20 protein-coding genes and 2 pseudogenes are annotated in these 16,495 nt (G+C 64.7%); 7 read left to right on the top strand and 15 right to left on the bottom strand.

The features are described from left to right. From CJZ78_RS08235 to CJZ78_RS08215, 5 genes are all read right to left on the bottom strand, one after another. The gene (locus tag CJZ78_RS08235) at nt 1-2,133 is read right to left on the bottom strand and encodes a polyribonucleotide nucleotidyltransferase (RefSeq protein ID WP_094560536.1); all 2,133 of its coding nucleotides are present in this window, start codon (nt 2,131-2,133) and stop codon (nt 1-3) included. Between the two features lie 189 nt (nt 2,134-2,322). After that, nucleotides 2,323-2,625, bottom strand: coding sequence for a 30S ribosomal protein S14 (rpsN, locus tag CJZ78_RS08230; protein WP_094560534.1), 303 nt, complete (start codon nt 2,623-2,625; stop codon nt 2,323-2,325). A 74-nt stretch (nt 2,626-2,699) separates the two neighbouring features. Continuing rightward, on the bottom strand, nt 2,700-3,788 hold the full coding sequence (gene rseP, locus CJZ78_RS08225) for an RIP metalloprotease RseP (protein ID WP_094560532.1): 1,089 nt from the start codon (nt 3,786-3,788) through the stop codon (nt 2,700-2,702). A 153-nt stretch (nt 3,789-3,941) separates the two neighbouring features. Then, nucleotides 3,942-5,219: a serine--tRNA ligase gene (gene serS / locus CJZ78_RS08220; protein WP_094560530.1), complete on the bottom strand. Its 1,278-nt coding sequence runs from the start codon at nt 5,217-5,219 to the stop codon at nt 3,942-3,944. A 38-nt stretch (nt 5,220-5,257) separates the two neighbouring features. Further along, a complete protein-coding gene (locus CJZ78_RS08215; protein WP_094560528.1) occupies nt 5,258-5,542 on the bottom strand; it encodes a NifU family protein in 285 nt (94 codons plus the stop codon). Nucleotides 5,543-5,618: 76 nt separating this feature from the next. Here CJZ78_RS08215 and lepA point away from each other — a divergent pair, with 76 nt between their 5' ends. The 5 genes from lepA (at nt 5,619) to CJZ78_RS08190 (ending at nt 9,546) form a co-directional block, all read left to right on the top strand. Then, nucleotides 5,619-7,427, top strand: coding sequence for a translation elongation factor 4 (gene lepA, locus CJZ78_RS08210; protein ID WP_094560526.1), 1,809 nt, complete (start codon nt 5,619-5,621; stop codon nt 7,425-7,427). Between the two features lie 161 nt (nt 7,428-7,588). Then, nucleotides 7,589-8,053, top strand: coding sequence for a hypothetical protein (locus tag CJZ78_RS08205; RefSeq protein WP_094560524.1), 465 nt, complete (start codon nt 7,589-7,591; stop codon nt 8,051-8,053). Next, nucleotides 8,050-8,478 (top strand): hypothetical protein, encoded by a 429-nt coding sequence (locus CJZ78_RS08200; protein ID WP_094560522.1) that lies wholly within the window; start codon nt 8,050-8,052, stop codon nt 8,476-8,478. Before CJZ78_RS08205 ends, CJZ78_RS08200 begins: the two co-directional genes overlap by 4 nt. Further along, nucleotides 8,465-8,989 carry a GspH/FimT family pseudopilin gene (locus CJZ78_RS08195; protein ID WP_094560520.1) on the top strand — a complete coding sequence of 175 codons (525 nt, stop codon included), beginning with the start codon at nt 8,465-8,467 and terminating at the stop codon, nt 8,987-8,989. Before CJZ78_RS08200 ends, CJZ78_RS08195 begins: the two co-directional genes overlap by 14 nt. Continuing rightward, nucleotides 8,986-9,546, top strand: coding sequence for a prepilin-type N-terminal cleavage/methylation domain-containing protein (locus CJZ78_RS08190; RefSeq protein WP_094560518.1), 561 nt, complete (start codon nt 8,986-8,988; stop codon nt 9,544-9,546). The genes CJZ78_RS08195 and CJZ78_RS08190 overlap by 4 nt, the downstream gene beginning before the upstream one ends. Before the next feature lie 7 nt (nt 9,547-9,553). Here the strand turns inward: CJZ78_RS08190 and CJZ78_RS08185 are convergent, their stop codons facing one another. Beyond that, entirely contained in the window at nt 9,554-10,447 is an 894-nt protein-coding gene (locus CJZ78_RS08185; RefSeq protein ID WP_233128604.1) for a calcium-binding protein, read from the bottom strand. A gap of 70 nt (nt 10,448-10,517) precedes the next feature. On the opposite strand from CJZ78_RS08185, the gene CJZ78_RS14420 reads away from it, so the two are divergent. Next, nucleotides 10,518-10,664, top strand: coding sequence for a hypothetical protein (locus tag CJZ78_RS14420; protein ID WP_233128603.1), 147 nt, complete (start codon nt 10,518-10,520; stop codon nt 10,662-10,664). Between the two features lie 11 nt (nt 10,665-10,675). On the opposite strand, the pseudogene CJZ78_RS14810 reads toward CJZ78_RS14420, so the two are convergent. The 8 genes and pseudogenes from CJZ78_RS14810 to CJZ78_RS08145 all read right to left on the bottom strand — a co-directional run. Next, nucleotides 10,676-10,759: pseudogene (locus CJZ78_RS14810) on the bottom strand (prepilin-type N-terminal cleavage/methylation domain-containing protein); the annotation flags it as partial. After that, nucleotides 10,753-11,325: a prepilin-type N-terminal cleavage/methylation domain-containing protein gene (locus CJZ78_RS08180; protein ID WP_094560514.1), complete on the bottom strand. Its 573-nt coding sequence runs from the start codon at nt 11,323-11,325 to the stop codon at nt 10,753-10,755. The pseudogene CJZ78_RS14810 and the gene CJZ78_RS08180, both read right to left, overlap by 7 nt. A 5-nt stretch (nt 11,326-11,330) precedes the next feature. Then, entirely contained in the window at nt 11,331-11,528 is a 198-nt protein-coding gene (locus CJZ78_RS13720) for a hypothetical protein (protein ID WP_143592871.1), read from the bottom strand. 771 nt (nt 11,529-12,299) lie between these two features. Continuing rightward, nucleotides 12,300-12,434 (bottom strand): annotated as a pseudogene (locus tag CJZ78_RS13715) (prepilin-type N-terminal cleavage/methylation domain-containing protein); the annotation flags it as partial. A 434-nt stretch (nt 12,435-12,868) separates the two neighbouring features. Then, on the bottom strand, nt 12,869-13,273 hold the full coding sequence (locus CJZ78_RS08160) for a type II toxin-antitoxin system VapC family toxin (RefSeq protein WP_094560508.1): 405 nt from the start codon (nt 13,271-13,273) through the stop codon (nt 12,869-12,871). After that, nucleotides 13,270-13,518 (bottom strand): hypothetical protein, encoded by a 249-nt coding sequence (locus CJZ78_RS08155; RefSeq protein ID WP_094560506.1) that lies wholly within the window; start codon nt 13,516-13,518, stop codon nt 13,270-13,272. The genes CJZ78_RS08160 and CJZ78_RS08155 overlap by 4 nt, the downstream gene beginning before the upstream one ends. Before the next feature lie 81 nt (nt 13,519-13,599). Beyond that, nucleotides 13,600-14,055 (bottom strand): TA system VapC family ribonuclease toxin, encoded by a 456-nt coding sequence (locus CJZ78_RS08150; protein WP_233128602.1) that lies wholly within the window; start codon nt 14,053-14,055, stop codon nt 13,600-13,602. Continuing rightward, nucleotides 14,052-14,300 carry a CopG family transcriptional regulator gene (locus CJZ78_RS08145; RefSeq protein ID WP_094560676.1) on the bottom strand — a complete coding sequence of 83 codons (249 nt, stop codon included), beginning with the start codon at nt 14,298-14,300 and terminating at the stop codon, nt 14,052-14,054. The genes CJZ78_RS08150 and CJZ78_RS08145 overlap by 4 nt, the downstream gene beginning before the upstream one ends. Before the next feature lie 144 nt (nt 14,301-14,444). Here CJZ78_RS08145 and CJZ78_RS08140 point away from each other — a divergent pair, with 144 nt between their 5' ends. Then, nucleotides 14,445-15,266 (top strand): ABC transporter permease, encoded by an 822-nt coding sequence (locus CJZ78_RS08140; protein ID WP_198953870.1) that lies wholly within the window; start codon nt 14,445-14,447, stop codon nt 15,264-15,266. A gap of 8 nt (nt 15,267-15,274) precedes the next feature. Here CJZ78_RS08140 and CJZ78_RS08135 read toward each other — a convergent pair whose 3' ends face one another. After that, nucleotides 15,275-16,414 (bottom strand): ATP-binding protein, encoded by a 1,140-nt coding sequence (locus CJZ78_RS08135; RefSeq protein WP_094560502.1) that lies wholly within the window; start codon nt 16,412-16,414, stop codon nt 15,275-15,277. Between the last annotated feature and the right edge of the window lie 81 nt (nt 16,415-16,495).

Here is a 16,495-nt window from a genome sequence, read left to right as displayed (position 1 = left end):
TCAGGCCGGCACCGGCGCTTCGGATTCGGATTGGGGCACACCGCGCAGGGTGAGGTTGATGCGGCCGCGGTTGTCGATTTCGCGCACGCGCACGGTCACCTGATCGCCCACGTTGACCACGTCTTCCACCTTCTCTACCCGGGCTTCGGAAAGCTGGGAGATGTGGATCATCCCTTCCTTGCCGGGCAGGATTTCCACGAAGGCACCGATCGGGATCACCCGGGTGACGCCACCGGTGAACACCTCGCCTTCGCTGATGCGACGGGTGAGGCCTTCGATGATGCGCTGGGCCTCTTCGGCCGCGGCGCCGTCGTGGCTGGCGATCGTGACGATGCCGCCATCTTCGATGTCGATCTTGGTGTTGGTGCGCTCGGTGATGCCCTTGATCGTGCGGCCGCCGGGGCCGATCACGGTGCCAATCAGCTCCGGATCAATCCGGAAGCTGAGCAGGCGCGGGGCGTGGGGCGACATGGTGTCGCGGGGCTTGTCGATCGCCTCGAGCATCTTCTCGAGGATGTGCAGGCGGGCAGGGCGGGCCTGGTTGACGGCTTCGGCCACGGTTTTCACGTCGAGGCCCGTGATCTTCATGTCCATCTGCAGGGCAGTGATGCCCTTCTCGGTGCCAGCCACCTTGAAGTCCATGTCGCCGAGGAAGTCCTCGATGCCCTGGATGTCGGTGAGGATGCGCACCTCTTTGCCCTCCTTGATCAGGCCCATGGCGGCGCCGCTCACCGGAGCCTTGAGGGGCACGCCCGCATCCATCAGCGCCAGGGTGCTGCCGCACACCGAGCCCATCGAGGTGGAGCCGTTGGAGCTGAGGCACTCCGACACCACGCGCAGCACGTAGGGGAAGGACTCCTTGCTGGGCAGCACCGGCACGATCGCCCGCTCAGCCAGGGCGCCGTGGCCGATTTCGCGGCGGCCGGGGGAGCGCATCGGCTTGGTTTCGCCGGTGGAGTAGGGCGGGAAGTTGTAGTGGTGCAGGTAGTGCTTCTCGGTGGACGGGTTGAGGTCGTCCATCTCCTGGGCGTCGCTCGGGGTGCCGAGGGTGGCGCAGGAGAGCACCTGGGTGAGGCCGCGCTGGAACAGGGCTGAGCCGTGCACGCGCTTGGGCAGCACGCCGGCGGCGGCGCTGATCGTGCGCACCTCGTCGAGGTTGCGGCCGTCGACGCGCTTGCCGTCCTTCAGGATCTGCTCGCGCATCAGCTTCTTGGTGAGGCTCTTGTAGCTGTTGCCCAGGGCCTTGCCGCTGGCCGCCGAGCGGATCGGGTCGTCCTCGGCGAGGGCGGCGATCTTCTCGCTCACCTCAGCCTTGATCGCGTCGAGTTTCTCGTCGCGCTCGGGCTTGGTTTGGGAGAACTGCTTGAGCACCTCACCGATGCCTTTGGCGCATTCCTTCTCGAGGAAGCTGGGCAGGGTGGCGTCGACCACCTGGGCCTCGGGGATCACCTGCTCGATGCCCAGCTCCTTCAGCAGGTTTTGCTGGGCCTTGATCAACTCGCACACCGCTTCGTAGCCGAAGTCGATTGCTTCGATCACGTCCTGCTCGGGCAGCTGGTTCGCTCCGGCTTCCACCATGATCACGCCCTCGGGCGTGCCGGCCACCACCAGGTCCAGCTCGCTGCGCTCGATCTCGCGGAAGCTGGGGTTAAGCACGAAGTCGTCGCCCAGCAGACCCACCCGCACCGCAGCCATGGGGCCGTGGAAGGGGATCTTGGCCAGCAGGGTGGCCATCGAGGCGCCGGTCACGGCGAGCACATCGGGCGGTACCCGCTCATCGAGGGAGAGGCAGGTGGCCACGATCTGGATGTCGTCGCGCATCCAGCTGGGGAACAGCGGCCGCATCGGCCGATCGATCAGCCGGCAGGTGAGGATCGCCCGCTCGGGGGGACGAGCCTCACGGCGGAAGAAGCTGCCGGGGATGCGACCGGCTGCATACAACCGCTCTTCGTAGTCGCAGATCAGGGGCAGAAAATCGATGCCTTCGCGGCCGCCGGAGCGGGTGGCGGTAACCAAAACGGAGGTATCACCACATTCGACCATCACCGAGCCCCCGGCCTGGGGGGCAAACCGACCGGTGGTCAGCCGGATCTCCCGACCATCGAAGGAGATCGACTGAGTTTGTCCTTGCACTTGGGCTTATGTCCTGTTGTTGTCAAGAGCCATTCTCGCATTCGGCCTCTAGCTGCTGCGGATTCCTTTGCTTTTTCTCGCGTTTGGGCCGTTGGCGGCAGCACAAAAAAAGGCGCCCTTAGGCGCCTTGGGGGATTGGATGGGGGAGAGGCAATTCGGATTTCGATGCCGATGCCTGCCCGCTCCGGATCACCAGGAGGACTTGACCACGCCGGGCAGCTCACCCTTGTGAGCGCGCTCACGCAGCTGGTTGCGGCACAGGCCGAAATCGCGGTACACACCACGGGGCTTGCCGGTGGCCCAGCAGCGGTTGCGCACGCGGGTGGGGGCGCTGTTGCGGGGCAGCGCCTGGATTTTGCGGTGGATTTCCAGCCGCTCCATCGGATCGGCAGCGGCGTCGAAGGCGGCCTTGAGTGCAGCACGCTTGGCAGCAAACTGCTGCACTATTTTCTTGCGCTTCACATCGCGCGCAATCATCGACTTCTTCGCCATGCGGCCTGGGCTGCGATCGGGTAGGTGGTGCCGAGCTTACCGTGCGGGGGTTCGGGCTCCGGGTTGGGGCGAGATCAGCGCCCCAGCAGCTGCTGCACCGCCGGCAGCTGGGAGGTGTCCTTGACGATCAGCACCACGCTCAGGCCCACCAGGAACACAAAGCCCGACTGCATGAAGGCCATCTGGAAACGCTCGGGTAGGGGTTTGCCGCGCACGCCCTCGAGCAGCAGCAACACAAACTGACCGCCATCGAGCAGGGGCAGTGGCAGGGCATTGAGCACTGCCAGGTTGATCGAGATCAGGGCGGTGAAGATGAACAGGCTGCTGCCGCCCTGTTTGGCCAGCGATGCCCCCATCTCGACGATTTTCACCGGGCCGCTCACCTGGCTGGCGGTTTCGCCGAAGTGGGTGGCGAGGGTGACGAAACCCTCCACGGTGCGGCTGGTGAGGGCGACGAAGTCGTGGTTGGCCTGGCGGAAGGGCTCAAGCGGATTGCGGGCGGGGCGGAAGGCCTCGCTGCCGTTGGGTTGCAGCTGGGCGCCGATGCGGCCTACGCCGCCGAGGTCGGCGGGGGTGAGCTGCATGGCCACGGTCTGACCGTTGCGCTCGGCATCGAGGCGCAGGGTTTGGTCGGGGGCGGCCTTGATCCGCTCCACCAGGGCGGCCACGCCGCTCTGGCCGCCGCCGAGGGGCTGGCCATCGAGGCGCATCAGGCGATCACCAGGTTGGAGGCCGGCGGCGGCGGCGGCCTGTCCAGGCTGCACGCCGCTCACCAGCACGCCGGGGCTGGCGCTGAAGCCGGCGGGGATGCCGAGCACCAGGCCCTGGCCCAGCAGCACGGCATAGGCGAGCAGCAGGTTGGCCATCACCCCGGCGGCGATCACCAGGGCGCGCTGGGGTAAGGGCCGGTTGGAGAGCAGGTTGGGGTCGTTTTTGGGGATGGGGCTGTCGTCGTCGTCATCGGGGAAGGCCACGAAGCCGCCCAGCGGAATGGCGCGTAGGGCGAATTGCACGCCGCGGCGCTGGCGCTCCAGCAGCACCGGCCCGAAGCCGATCGAGAAGCTGCTGACCCGGATGCCCTGCCAGGTGGCGGCAAAAAAGTGCCCCGCCTCGTGCACCACGATCAACCCCGCCAGGATCGCCAGTGCTGTGAGAACGCCCATTCAGGCCCTGCTGTGGAGGCCTTCATTGTGGTGGGTTTGGGGTGCCAGCCGTTTTTGGGGCTGGTTCCTCTCCGTGGGGCCTCCAGACTTCAGTACAGCCTGTACGGAATTCGGGCAGCCCAGACGGGAGATCCGTGAGTTTGGCCCCCAGGTTCACCCTGCGCTGATCCTGGCGCTCCCGAAGTAGGGCACCAGGGCGGCGGGGAGTTTCACACTGCCATCGGGTTGCTGCCCGGTTTCGAGCAGGGCGGCCATGGTGCGGCCGATGGCCAGGCCGGAGCCGTTGAGGGTGTGCACCAGGTGGGTGCCCTTGCCCTGCTTGTAGCGGATGGCGGCGCGGCGGGCCTGGAAGTCGTTGCACACCGAGCAGCTGGAGATCTCGCGGTAGGCGCCGGCGCCGGGCAGCCACACCTCGAGGTCGTAGGTGCGGGCGGCGGAGAAGCCCAGATCCCCGGTGCAGAGCTCGATCTTGCGGTAAGGAAGCTCGAGACCTTCCAGCACAGCTTCCGCGTCGGCGGTGATCTGTTGGTGGGCGGCGGCGGACTCCTCGGGATGGCAGAACCAGTAGAGCTCCACCTTGTTGAACTGGTGCAGGCGGATCAGGCCGCGGGTGTCGCGGCCGTAGGAGCCGGCTTCGCGGCGGAAGCAGGGGGTGTAGGCGGCGTATTTGAGCGGCAACTGCTCGGCGGGGATCACCTCATCGCGATGGAGGGAGGTGAGCGGCACCTCGGCGGTGGGGGTGAGCCAGAGGTCGTCGTCGGCGCAGCGGAAGCTCTCTTCGGCGAATTTGGGCAGCTGGCCCGAGCCGGTGAGGCTGGCGGAGTTCACCAGGATCGGCGGCATCACCTCCTGGTAGCCCTTGCTGGCGTGCAGATCGAGCATGAAGCTGATCAGGGCCCGCTCTAGCCGGGCGCCAGCGCCCATCAGGGTGATGAAGCGGCTCTGGGCGATGCGCACCGAGCGCTCGGTTTCAAACAGCCCCAGCCGCTCGCCGATCTGCCAGTGCTCCTCGAGCCCCGCTTCCACGCGGGGGCTGCCCCAGCGCTTGATCTCCACGTTGTCGGCCTCCACGCGGCCGTCGGGCGCGTCGGGCGAGGGCAGGTTGGGCAGGGCGGCGAGGGCCTCGCGCAGCTGAAGCTCGAGGGCTTTCTCCTGCTCCTCGATGCTGGCCACCTGATGCTTGATGGCATTGCCCTGGTCGCGCAGGGCCTGCACCTCTGGACCTTTTGGGTCGCCTCCACCCTGGATCAGCTGCCCTACGGCCTTGCCGATGCGGTTGCCCTCAGCCTGCAGGCCACTGCGCTGTTCTTCGAGATCGCGCTCCTGGCGGGCGATCTGCTGCAGCGGGCCGAGGTCGAGCGTCATGCCGCGCCGCCCGAGCTGCTGCGTGATCAGCTCGGGGTTGTCGCGCAGCAGGCGCTGATCCAGCACAGACCCAAGGCAAGTAAACCGAGCCTACGGGGCAAGGTTCACAGCACTTGCACCACTTCGCTCACCTCGGGGATGGCCTCGCGCAGCTTGCGCTCGATGCCCATCTTGAGGGTCATGGTGCTGCTGGGGCAGGAGCCGCAGGCGCCCTGGAGCCGCACCTTCACGATCGGCCCGTCGATCTCCACTACTTCCACGTTGCCGCCATCGGCCATCAGGTACGGGCGCAGCTCATCGAGGGTGCGCTCCACGTTTTCAATCGTGAGGGCGTGGGGGTCGGCGCTGCTGGGGGTGGCGTTTTCGGGTGCCGTGGTTTCTGTTGTCATGGCTAAGGGTTGGGGGCGATACCAAGGAGCTTAGGAATGGATCGCGGCGGCAGGGCCTCTCCCTAGGATCGCTGCCATGACAGACGTTCCCGTTCAACGGATCCGCAATTTCTGCATCATCGCCCACATCGACCATGGGAAATCCACCCTGGCCGACCGGCTGCTGCAGGACACCGGCACCGTCGCTGCCCGCGACATGCAGGAGCAGTTCCTCGACAACATGGAGCTGGAACGTGAACGCGGCATCACCATCAAGCTCCAGGCCGCGCGCATGGAGTACACGGCAGCCGATGGCGAGCCCTACATCCTCAACCTGATCGACACTCCCGGCCACGTTGACTTCTCATATGAAGTGAGCCGTTCCCTGCAGGCCTGCGAAGGGGCCCTGCTGGTGGTGGATGCGTCCCAGGGTGTGGAAGCCCAAACCCTGGCCAACGTGTATCTGGCCCTAGCCAACGATCTCGAGATCATTCCCGTTCTCAACAAGATCGACCTGCCGGGAGCCGATCCCGAGCGCATTGCCGAAGAAATCGAAGCGATCATCGGCCTCGATTGCTCCAACGCCATCCATTGCTCCGCCAAAACCGGCCTCGGTGTGCCCGAGATCCTGCAGGCCGTGGTGGATCGGGTGCCGCCCCCACCCGACAAGGTGGCTGAGCCGCTGCGGGCGCTGATTTTCGATTCCTATTACGACCCCTACCGGGGCGTGATTGTGTATTTCCGGGTGATATCCGGCTCGATCAGCAAGCGCGACAAGGTGCTGCTGATGGCGTCCAAGAAAACCTACGAGCTCGATGAGGTGGGCGTGATGGCGCCTGATCAGCGCCAGGTGGAGTCGCTTCACGCCGGCGAGGTGGGCTATCTCGCCGCTTCCATCAAGGCCGTGGCCGATGCCCGCGTGGGCGACACGATCACCTTGATGTCCAATCCCGCTGCCGAGCCCTTGCCCGGATACACCGAGGCCAAGCCGATGGTGTTCTGCGGCCTGTTTCCCACCGACGCCGACCAATACCCCGATCTGCGCGAAGCCCTCGACAAGCTGCAGCTCTCCGATGCGGCGCTCAAATACGAGCCCGAAACCAGCAGCGCCATGGGCTTCGGCTTCCGCTGCGGCTTTTTGGGCCTGCTGCACATGGAGATCGTGCAGGAGCGGCTCGAGCGGGAATACAACCTCGATCTGATCGTCACCGCGCCGTCGGTGATCTATCAGGTGAACATGCTCGATGGCAGCACCTTGATGGTGGACAACCCCGCCACCCTGCCCGATCCGCAGAAGCGCGAATCGATCGAAGAGCCCTATGTGAAGCTCGAGATCTACACCCCCAACACCTACAACGGCACCTTGATGGAGCTGTGCCAGGAGCGGCGCGGTGAATTCATCGACATGAAATACATCACCACCGATCGGGTGACGCTCCACTACGAGATGCCGCTGGCTGAGGTGGTGACCGATTTCTTCGACCAGATGAAATCGCGCACCAAGGGCTACGCCTCGATGGAATACAGCCTGATCGGCTACCGCAAAAACGAGCTGGTGCGCCTCGATGTGCTGATTAATGCTGAAAAGGCCGATCCACTTACCACGATCGTGCACCGCGATAAGGCCTACAACGTGGGCAAGGGCCTGGTGGAGAAGCTGAAAGAACTGATTCCTCGCCAGCAGTTCAAGATCCCCATCCAGGCCTCGATCGGCAGCCGCGTGATCGCCTCCGAAAGCATCAGCGCGATGCGCAAGGACGTGCTCGCCAAGTGCTACGGCGGCGACATCTCGCGCAAGAAGAAGCTGCTGCAGAAGCAGGCCAAGGGCAAGAAGCGGATGAAGGCGATGGGCAAGGTGGAGGTGCCCCAGGAGGCCTTCATGGCAGTGCTCAAGCTGAATCAGTAGCTCCCCCTGATGGGCGGCCGTGGGGGCTGTGGGAATGCTGAACGGGTCGTTGTCAAACAGGTGCCCCGATGGCCCCGTTACCGCACTTGCGACCACGGTTTTGCTTTAGCCCTTGCTTTTGCTTTGGCCCTCGCTCTCGACCGGCGCAAGATGGCTTTCTGTTGCCGCTGTCCACTGCCGCCTCCCTGCTGTTGATGCTCAGCAGCCTGTCGCTGCAGGCGGCGGCACTCCAATCCCGCAGCCAGGTGAGTGCGGGCCAGCGGCTGCGCCAGGCCGAGGATGGGCTGATGTCGGCGGCCCAGCACCTGCTGGCGGATCCCCGCAGCGTTGATCAACTCGCCGCCCGGGTGGGCGAGACAGGCCAGGTGGGCCCGGTGGCCTACCGGCTGGTGCGGGTTGAGGGCCCCACTTGGCAGGACGCCGCTGAGGCCGGGGCTCCGCAGCGGGGCCAGGCGGTGGCCACGCTGGAGCTGCTGGCCAGTGCCGAGCAGCCGCGCCCGCTGCAGGCGGCGTTTGCCCTGGAATTGATGCGTCAGGCGGCCGCTGAGGGACTGGCGCCCCCGCAGTTGGTGGCGCTGCGGGAACTCGGCTTGCGGGGTCGCTCCGCCGCGGCGGGGGCGTCATGAACCTGGTGGAAACCCTGGTGGCGTCGGTGATTCTGGTGGTCTCGTCGAGTTGCTCCCTGCAGCTCTGGGCCAGCGGCACCAGCTCAGCGGCGGCGGCGGAGCAGCGTCAGCAGCAACTCGGGCAGCTGGAGATCGCCCTGCTGGGCAGTCAGGCCCGGCTGACGGCCATGGCGGCCGAGCCCGTGGCGGCCGACTGCGTGGATGCCGCCCGCTGGCTGGCCGCCCATCTGCAATCCCAGCCTCTGGGGGCAGGGTTGAGCCGTGTGGTGAGCGCCGAACCCGGCGCCCTGGTGCGCGTGCAGATCACTGCGGCGGAGGTGGGGCAGCGGCAGCGCTGGCTCAGCCCGGCGGCCTATGGCCTGTGCGGCTCAATGGCGCCCACAACTGAGCCCCCAACTGAGGAGCAGACCGATGCCACGCTTTGACAGCCGCACCGCACACGCTGGCTTCAGCCTGCCGGAGGTGTTGGTGGCGATGGCGGTGTTGGGAATCCTGGCCGCGATGAGTGTTGGCTCGGGCCAGCGCAGCCTGGCGCTGATGCGGGTGGAGTCGACCAGCCGCCGGCTGGCCCTGGGCCTTGAGCAAGCACGCCAGGCGGCCGCGCGCCACGGCCAGCCCTGCGCCCTGGCGCTTGGACCCTCGGGCTGGCGTGAGCCCAGTGGCGGCAGCTTGCCGGCCTGCGGAATCAGCGATGGCGCGGAGCAGGAGCACCAAGCCGGCGTGGAGCTGCGGCACAACCTGCCTGCGGCCCTGCGGTTCAGCAGCAACGGACTGGTGCTGGATGGCGGCACGGTGCTGATCGCTGCTGAGGGCATCGAGCTGCGGCGTTGCCTGGTGCTGTCGTTGCCCCTGGGGGTGGTGCGGCTGGGGCGCTATAGCGGCCCGGCGGATGGCAAGCCCAGCAGCAGCGCCTGCCTTGCCGATGGGGCGTTATGACCCACAAGTGTCTTGCTCAATCCCAGGGGTTTTCCCTGGTGGAGTTGTTGCTGGCCCTGGTGATCGGCTGCGGCCTCACCGGCGGGCTGCTGCAGGCCATGCTGGCGGAAGGCAGCAACGGCCAGCGGCTGGGCCGGTTGCTGCGCGAGCGGGTGGTGGCCCGGCGCACGCTGGAGCTGGTGCGGGGCGATCTGCTGCAGGCCCAAGGCCAGGCTGATCCGGCGGTGCTGCCGCCGGCCTGCAATCTGGCCGGGCGCACGGTGGTGCTGCATCTGGCCACCGCCGCCGGACCGATCACCTACTCGCTGGGCAAACCCGCCGAGCCGATCTGGCGCGGGCGGGTGCTGATGCGCTGCGGGCCGGCCTATGGACTCCATGGCGAACTGGGCAGCGGCGCGGCCCAAAACCGGGTGGTGCTTGATGCCCTGGCCAACAGCGATGGCTTTCGGGCTGAGCCCGGCGCCGATGGGGTGCTGCAGCTGCAGGTGCAGCAGAGCTGGGCCGATGGCGGGCAGCTGCGCAGTGTGTTGCCGGTGGCGCTGCTGCGGGGTGCCTGAAGGCGACTCAGGGATCGAGGTCGATGCGGGCGTCCTTGAAGATCAGGATCTCTACGCCAGACAGCGTGTTGGTGCCTTCCGGGCGGGTGCCATCGGCGCTGGCTGCTGCGTTGTCGGTCACGATGCAGCTGCTTTTGGAGCAACCAGCGGAGAGGGAGTATTCGCTGCGATTCCCTTTGAAAAACACCACATCGAGGCCAGAGCCGCCAATCACGGTGTCGTTGCCGGGGCCAGGGAGGTAGAGGTTTTGGCCTTGGCCGCCATAGAGCGTGTCGTCGCCACCACGGCCAACGAGTTCGTTTCGGGTGTCAGTAATACCAGTGTTTGTAGGACTGTCTCCGTAAAGCGTGTCGTTTTGATTGCTGCCCACCAAGCGATCGCTGCCACCCATTCCATAGGCTGTGCAGGCATCAATGCCATTGATTCCGCCATCGCCACATTCCAGAATGTCGTTTACATTGGAGCCGGGGATCGTGTCGCCACCACCTTTGCCGCACATCAGCACTTCGTCTTCGCTGGTGAGTGCACCAATGGGAACGCTGAGGGTATCTGCGCCAGTGGTTGATCCCACGGCCCAGTTGTACATGCTGCCCCCACACAAGCTGCCTTCACCGGGGCGTGGATAGAGAGGGTTGACACGGGAGTGAACGCCCGCATCCTGGCTGTAGGCACGGGTTGAAAGGCCTTTCAGAGCCAGGTTAAATGTGAACGATTTGCTGTCGCTGCTACTGGCTGCAAAGCCATTCTCAATGGCGTCACCATCCAGCCCATCCACCATCATGGCGAGCTGGATTGGCTGGGAGGAATCGTAGCGGCCTTCGGCCGTGATCACCGGGCCGCAGCGCCACAGGGCATGGCTCGGCAGTGATCCGCTCACATTGGGTTTCACCCCATAGATCACCAATGGCAGATCACGGCGGAGATCCAGAGCCGCGCGGAATTGGTCCGTTTGAAAGCCACAACTGCTGGGAATGTTCACCTTGCTGGCAGTGGTGATCACCTGCTGGCTGAGAGCGGCTTCAGCTTCGATGAAAGATGAGGCTCGCGACCATTCGCTTTTCTGGCGTTCGGCTGCCTCCATGCGCTCATCGGTGCGCATCTGGCTCAGCATGATTTGACCAGCTCCCACCACCAGCAAGCCGCTGATGAAGCCTGCTATCAGCAGTTCTGGAAGCGTGAACCCCTTAGCTTGCCGTGGTGTGGTGATCACCATGCACTAGTCCAGTCGCAGCGGTCGTTGAGCACGCGCCCTAGGCGAATTAGCCCCAGGGGGGAATGAAGGGCGATGCAGCGATTGTGGCTTTGTTTGGCGCTGCGTAGCTCAATCAGAGCATTGTCTGGCGTGGTGCCGCGCGGTGTGTAGCGCACTGTCAGCGCGCTGCCGGGTGCCGAGCTGCTGCAGGGTGTGAACTCCGCGCTGGGATTCATCAATCTGGCGCAGAGCTGCACGATTTCGCCTTGTCCCACTTGCTCTTGCAGATTGAAGGTGAAGGGCCGTGGAGGATCCTGAAAATCGCAGTTTCCCAGGGTGGGATCCGTGACCAGCTCCAATGTGCCGCTGGCGGGATTGATTTGCACGGTGCAGGTTTTGGAATTTTGGATGGCCATGCTTCGAATTTGATCGAGCCAGCCAGCGATAGCTTTGCCGCCTGAATTGAGGCGAGCATCATTCATGAAGCGGTAGTAGCTGCTCAGTCCGAGCACGCTGGTCAAGCCCATCAGCACCACCACCAGCATCAGCTCAACCAGGGTGAAGCCTTGGCTGTTGCAGGATCGCATTGCCGTCAGGGACACCAGCCGGTGGATTCCGGCACGATGATCGCCTGTTGATACACCGGGCTATTGCCGGATTCCGAGGAAAGCGAGCTGTATTTCACCGCGAGCTCGTTGCCCGTCGCGCTCACCGTGCGCGAGATGCTCACCCCCCGGAGGCTCACTCCCGAGAGAGTTGAGGGGATGGCCAGGGTGGAGATGCCCCCCAAGGCAGCGTCGGTGGACGCCAGGCCTTCGGCCAGGGTGCCTGCCCTGCAAGCGGGTCACATCCGGAACGAAGGTGATCTGCCCATCAGCAAAGGAATTGTCACGGGCCGTGGGGCAACCGGCTGGCTCATTGGGCTGGGGGGAGGGATCGCAGCGTATGTAGTTGAACGCTGTGGCCCGCAAGCCTTCGAGGTCTTTGGCGATCAGGGCGCTGATCGCATCGCGCTCGCGGCTTTTGCTGAAGCTCTTGCCCGACTGCGTGAGCGTGCCCACCGAGTTGGTCACCACCAGGGCCAGAATGAAACCCTGCTCCTGGGGCTTGTTTGCCTTCAGGGGCAGGAATTTGCGTTGCCAGTGATGAGTGGACATGATTGGCCTTGATTCGCAGAATTAACTTTGGAACATGGCCGCTACTTAGGGCTAAGTAAAGCTGGTTAAGTTTGTCCTATTTCTTCTTTCGTTCTTTTGCTCTGTTAGCTCCAGGCGCATGCCATGGAGCCGTCTTGCTTGACGGTAATAGTTGCTATTGTCTTCCCTGAAGATTTGTCATCTGCAAGGCATTTAACTCCAGCCGGGGCTGCAGGGGAGAGTGCTGCGGTCGGAAGTAAAACATCTTGCTTGCCATCACATTTTGCGGTGGGGACAATGCCGCTGGCTCCAAGTCCAAGGGTCTGCTCTACCCCAGTAACTTGCCCCACTGCACATTCTTTTGCGAGTCCAACCAGTTCACCTACCTTGGCGGACGCTGCTGCCCGATCCCGCACCCCTAAAAACTGAGGAATCGCCACAGCAGAAAGAATGCCGATGATCGCCACCACGATCATCAGTTCGATCAGGGTGAAGCCCTGGGCCAGGCCCTTGCGGTCTTGTTTGGTGATCAGGCGGTTGAGCAGAAGCTTCTGCTGCATCAGACGTGTGGAGCTGGTCATGGGTCCGTGGGTTGGATTCCTGCAGTATCGCCGGAGCGTTTTTCCCGGTCTACAGGGTCTGCTGAGATCTGTCTGAGAATTTGCTGGCTATCGTTACTCACCCGCCCTTCGCTACGACCCTGCTTCCAGCCCACGTTCCTGCTGGCGGCCAATTGGCAGCTGTTGCAATGGCGCCGTTTGCAGGGCCCGCAACCGGTCCAGCAGCTTCTCGAACGAGAAGGATTCACCCGGTAGTCGTCGGCACCGGCATCCAGGGCGTTCACCCGGTCTTCGATGCCGTCAACGCCGGTGAGCATCGGCAGGGTCCAATCGAGCAGCAGCAGATTCCAGGGCTCAGCGCGGATCAGCTCCAGCTCCAGCTCGCTGCGCAGGAACGGGCGCTGGCCATGGGCGGAGGTTAGGAGGGGGCCGCGTTACGGCAGAACCTTGCTGGCAAGCTTTTGCAGTCGCTGATCAGCCGTCAGAAGCAGCGCTGCTTCTCGCCTGGCCAGGGCCAAGTAGAGGCAGTCATGCACAGGGTGGTCGAGATGGCAGGCAAGGGCCAGAGCTTCCACCTGGAGGTGACGATCCGGTTCGATCTGGTCCACCAGATCGCGGGCGTCGGCCAGCAGCTCCTGGGGATCCTGCGCACTGAGGTGGCCGGCGCGATGCAGTTTCCAGAGCGTGTTGGCAACCTCGCTCAGCATCAGTTCAGGCGCAAGCACCAACGGGGCTCGTTCGATGTGCTGCGCCCATTGGGATGCCTCCGGATCGCCCGTGATCAGCCTCACCACCGCTGATGCATCCAGCACGCAGGTGGCGAGGGAGGGTGCTGTCATCCGCGCTCACGGTCGGCCCGGATGAGATCTTCCGGTGACTGGGTCCACTGCAGGGGCGAGCGCTGGTTCCAGCGCTGCTGGATCCGCTCCAGGGTCAGTTGGCGCCGCTGGCGCTGATCGCCGCCCGCCATGGTTTCCAGATCGGCCAGCGCCTGCTGGCTCAGGCTGCGCTTGTGGGCACGGGCTCGCCGCTGCAGCAGGCGATGCAATGGCTCGGGCAGGTCGCGAATCTGGAGTGAGGGCATCGCTACCCGAGGAAGGTGAATGCCGATTGTAGTGGATATGCATGCATCATGCATGCGTTATGCGCTGGCCATGGGCGGAGGTTAAGGGGGCGCTGCGTCGGTGGGAATCAGCTCAAGGGCGCCTTGTCCGCCCGCCACGGCGAAGGTGCTGAGGCGTCTGTCGAGGCTGGCCAGCACCCCTCCTTTTTGAACCGCCAAAGCCAGCAAAAAGGTATCGGTGATTTGGCCCGATTCCACCAGGGCCGATGGGTTGACATGCCCCAGGCCCAGCAAGCTCGGGGCCTCCGCCCAGAACTGATGCTGGGGATGGGAGACGAGCTCCTGCAAAATCCGACTCACCACCGCCGGTGATCCCGGGGAATTGGGGTATCGCGGATGCCCCACGATGCGCAGTACGGCGTTTTGGGTCACGGCACAACTGGCCCAATCGGCCTCTCCCCGGCTCGAAAACCAGCGATGGGAGCTGTCGTGATGCACATGCCTGGGGTCGATCAAGGCGATCAGCACGTTTGCGTCGAGCAGGGCGACCGGGATCACTCGCCGTCCTCCCGCAGGCTGTTGACCAGATCGAGATCCACCGGGCCTCCGGTGGGCTGGAGGGGCAGCAACGGAAAGCCATTGCGGTGTTCCTGAGGTGCTCTGGCGAGATCCGCTGGCACTGGCGTGGTTAAGGCGCTGCGCAGCAATTGGCTGATCACGCTGCCGATGGATTGGCGCCGTTCCCGAGCCAGAACCCGGGCAGCCGAGAGCACGTCGTCATCCAGCCGCAGGGTGGTGCGCATTTGGTGCCTGGCATCAAACATCAAAATAGATCTGATCGCCGTGGCGCTGCAGCCCCATCTCTGCTCAACTGGTGCCCACCGCCATTGGCGCACCTTTTGTTTGCAGGCTTTGCCCTTCGCCGCGCCACCAGCCTTTCGGGCCGTATGGCCCGCTGGGGGCTGGCGATCGTGGTGCTGTATGCCCTGGTGGCCCTGCTCACGCCGTTGCTGGTGCACATCGGCTGGCTGAGCGATCCCAACGCCGGCCTGCAGAACCCCATCTATGCGCCGCCGTCGCTGGCCCACTGGTGCGGCACCGATCGTCTCGGCCGCGATGTGTGCGTGCGCACCCTGGCCGGCAGCGGCGTGGCCCTGCAGGTGGTGCTGCTGGCCCTGGTGATTGCCCTGGTGATCGGGGTGCCGCTGGGCATGGTGAGCGGCTACCTGGGCGGCTGGGTCGACCGGGTGCTTGTGCTGCTCATGGACACCCTCTACACCCTGCCGGTGCTGCTGCTCTCGGTGGTGCTGGCGTTTCTGCTGGGGCGCGGCCTGCCCAATGCCGCCGCCGCGCTGTGCGTCGTCTACATCCCCCAATACTTCCGCGTGGTGCGCAACCAAACGGCCCAGGTGAAGGCGGAGTTGTTTGTGGAGGCGGCCCAGTCGCTCGGGGCAGGTCCGCTCTGGATCCTGCGGCGCTACCTGCTGCGCAACGTGATCACCTCGGTGCCGGTGCTGCTCACCCTCAACGCCGCCGATGCGGTGCTGGTGCTCGGCGGCCTCGGTTTCCTCGGCCTGGGCCTGCCAGAAACTATCCCGGAGTGGGGCGGCGACCTGCAGCAGGCGCTCACGGCCCTGCCCACCGGCATCTGGTGGACAGCCCTTTATCCCGGCTTGGCCCTGTTTGTGCTGGTGCTCGGCCTGTCGTTTTTAGGGGAGGGGCTGGAGAGCTGGCTGAGTGGGGCCGACGGGCAGCGGGCGGGATCCTGAAGCCGACTTCAGGGGCGCAGCTGCCGCAGCCAGCCTTCGAGCGGTTCACAGCGGATGCCGTCGATCAGCAGGCACTCGGGGCAGTAAGAGAGCAGCAGGCGTTCGGCTTCGGGGTAGTCCTCACCGAAGGCCCGCAACGCTTTGAGGTCGCTCCGGTCGATTCGCCGGCTGCGTTTCACCTCGATCGCCAGAAACAAGTTGGGGCCATACACGATGAAATCCACTTCCAATCCAGATCGGGTGCGCCAGAAGCTGAGCTGGGCGCCTCCGTCGCGCAGCTGACAGACCGCCCGTAGGTGCTGAGCTACCAAGGTTTCGAGCGCCACCCCTTCAATCTCTTCCGGCGCATCCAGCGGGCCACGGGGGCGCAGGGAGCGGAACACGCCCGCATCGAAGAAGAAAAACTTCTGGTGCTGCACCAGCTGCCGCTGGGCCCGCCGTTGAAACACCGGTAGCCGGAAGCTGATCAGAAGGTCTTCAAGGATTCCCAGATAGCTTTCGGCCCGCTTGCGCGGGATTTCGGCCTCCCGGCCCAGGTTGGCCAGGTTTAGTGATGAGCCCTGCGAAAAGCTGATCACCTCCAGAAAGCGAGCGAAATCGCCGATCTGGCGCACCAGGGCTTCGGCCTGCACCTCCTCTTGCAGATACAGCGAGGCATAGGCCGCCAAAGTGGCCTCTGGATCCACGGCTTGCCACACCAGTGGCACGAGTCCGTTGGCCAGTGCCCGCGACAGCTCGAAATCCGGGCCCAGCTCCGCCGCCATGAACGGCGGCATGTGCACCGCCAGCAGCCGACCTCCCAGCAGATTGGCGGCCCCGTGGCGCAGCTTGCGCGCACTCGAGCCGGTGAGCACGAAGCGCAGATCACGTCGTTGTTCCACCAGGGCATGCACCACGTCAAGCAACTGGGGCGCTTTCTGAACTTCGTCGATCACCACCGTGTGGGCCATTGTTCCTGCAGCGGCGATGCGCTCGGCCAGTCGCTCCGGCCTGGCCTGATAGGTGCGCAGCACCTCCGGTGCCAGCAGATCCAGCCGCAGGGCCTCGGGAAACTCCTGCTGCAGCCAGGTGGATTTGCCGGTGCCGCGCGGCCCGAACAGAAAGAAGCTGCCCGGAGGTGGCTGCAGAAATCGCCGGATCGCCGCCATTTGCGCAGGCAAAATGGAGTTTCGGCTTCCATTTTGCACTGATTCTGAAGCTGCGCCAGAATCAATAGGTGTGAAGGTCGA

Source organism: Synechococcus sp. 8F6 (assembly GCF_002252665.1).
In the GTDB taxonomy this organism is placed as follows: domain Bacteria; phylum Cyanobacteriota; class Cyanobacteriia; order PCC-6307; family Cyanobiaceae; genus Cyanobium_A.
This window is presented reverse-complemented; position numbering and strand designations above follow the sequence as displayed.

What these genes read in the sequence shown, in the direction of transcription:
- CJZ78_RS08180 (WP_094560514.1), bottom strand. Translation starts at nt 11,325, where the DNA reads ATGCGATCCTGCAACAGCCAAGGCTTCACCCTGGTTGAGCTGATGCTG.
- rseP (WP_094560532.1), bottom strand. Translation starts at nt 3,788, where the DNA reads ATGGGCGTTCTCACAGCACTGGCGATCCTGGCGGGGTTGATCGTGGTG.
- lepA (WP_094560526.1), top strand. Translation starts at nt 5,619, where the DNA reads ATGACAGACGTTCCCGTTCAACGGATCCGCAATTTCTGCATCATCGCC.
- CJZ78_RS08200 (WP_094560522.1), top strand. Translation starts at nt 8,050, where the DNA reads ATGAACCTGGTGGAAACCCTGGTGGCGTCGGTGATTCTGGTGGTCTCG.
- CJZ78_RS14420 (WP_233128603.1), top strand. Translation starts at nt 10,518, where the DNA reads ATGTTCACCTTGCTGGCAGTGGTGATCACCTGCTGGCTGAGAGCGGCT.
- CJZ78_RS08155 (WP_094560506.1), bottom strand. Translation starts at nt 13,518, where the DNA reads ATGCCCTCACTCCAGATTCGCGACCTGCCCGAGCCATTGCATCGCCTG.
- CJZ78_RS08215 (WP_094560528.1), bottom strand. Translation starts at nt 5,542, where the DNA reads ATGACAACAGAAACCACGGCACCCGAAAACGCCACCCCCAGCAGCGCC.
- CJZ78_RS08195 (WP_094560520.1), top strand. Translation starts at nt 8,465, where the DNA reads ATGCCACGCTTTGACAGCCGCACCGCACACGCTGGCTTCAGCCTGCCG.
- CJZ78_RS08190 (WP_094560518.1), top strand. Translation starts at nt 8,986, where the DNA reads ATGACCCACAAGTGTCTTGCTCAATCCCAGGGGTTTTCCCTGGTGGAG.
- CJZ78_RS08160 (WP_094560508.1), bottom strand. Translation starts at nt 13,273, where the DNA reads ATGACAGCACCCTCCCTCGCCACCTGCGTGCTGGATGCATCAGCGGTG.
- CJZ78_RS08135 (WP_094560502.1), bottom strand. Translation starts at nt 16,414, where the DNA reads ATGGCGGCGATCCGGCGATTTCTGCAGCCACCTCCGGGCAGCTTCTTT.
- CJZ78_RS08145 (WP_094560676.1), bottom strand. Translation starts at nt 14,300, where the DNA reads ATGCGCACCACCCTGCGGCTGGATGACGACGTGCTCTCGGCTGCCCGG.
- rpsN (WP_094560534.1), bottom strand. Translation starts at nt 2,625, where the DNA reads ATGGCGAAGAAGTCGATGATTGCGCGCGATGTGAAGCGCAAGAAAATA.
- CJZ78_RS08140 (WP_198953870.1), top strand. Translation starts at nt 14,445, where the DNA reads ATGGCCCGCTGGGGGCTGGCGATCGTGGTGCTGTATGCCCTGGTGGCC.